This is a genomic window from Vibrio sp. YT-19(2023), assembly GCF_033337395.1.
Genome location: NZ_JAWOQN010000617.1, coordinates 1 through 650, shown reverse-complemented (window position 1 = coordinate 650; position 650 = coordinate 1). Strand labels below are relative to the sequence as shown.

The following is a 650-nucleotide window of genomic DNA, read 5'->3' as shown; positions in this document are numbered from 1 at the left end:
CTGGTTCTTACTCGCGTTTCTTTTTGCAGGTTCCATCTATTTCTTTTGGGACGTTTACGCTCCTCATAGTGCTTACAGCAATGAGAAAGCGACCGTGTCATTCCTAACTGGTTACTTGCTCGAAAAGTCGTTAAGCGTTGATAACTTATTTGTCTTCGCCATCATATTTGCCCAATACAAAGTGCCAGAGCATCTTCGTCCTCGCGCGTTACTATGGAGCGTGATTGGCGCGTTGGTCCTGCGAGCAATTATGATTGCTGTCGGTGCGCAGCTGCTCGCCCAATACCATTGGGTACTCTACCTATTTGCGGCGTTCCTAATCTGGACAGGCATTAAGCTTGCTCGCGACAAAGGTGAAGAGGAAGAAGTGAACCCATACCCAGAGCAAGTGATTCGTAAATTGCTGCCAGTGACGGATGAGTATCAAGGTAATCATATGTTCTTGAAGCAAGCAGGGAAGTGGGTTGCGACGCCAATGTTAATTGTAGTAGGCGTGATCGCCGTGATGGATGTGATGTTTGCACTCGATTCAATTCCGGCTATTTTTGCGGTCACTCGCGAGCCATTCTTGGTGTTAGCGGCTAACGTATTCGCGTTGTTAGGCTTACGCTCGCTGTACTTCGTGCTGCAAGCGATGCTGGACAAGTTTG

At 48.2% G+C, this 650-nt stretch carries 1 protein-coding gene; it reads left to right on the top strand.

Annotation, left to right across the window (positions count from 1 at the left end):
- Positions 1–650 (top strand): TerC/Alx family metal homeostasis membrane protein (locus tag R7E78_RS27475; protein WP_318058798.1); only part of this gene is annotated, 650 nt, incomplete at both ends.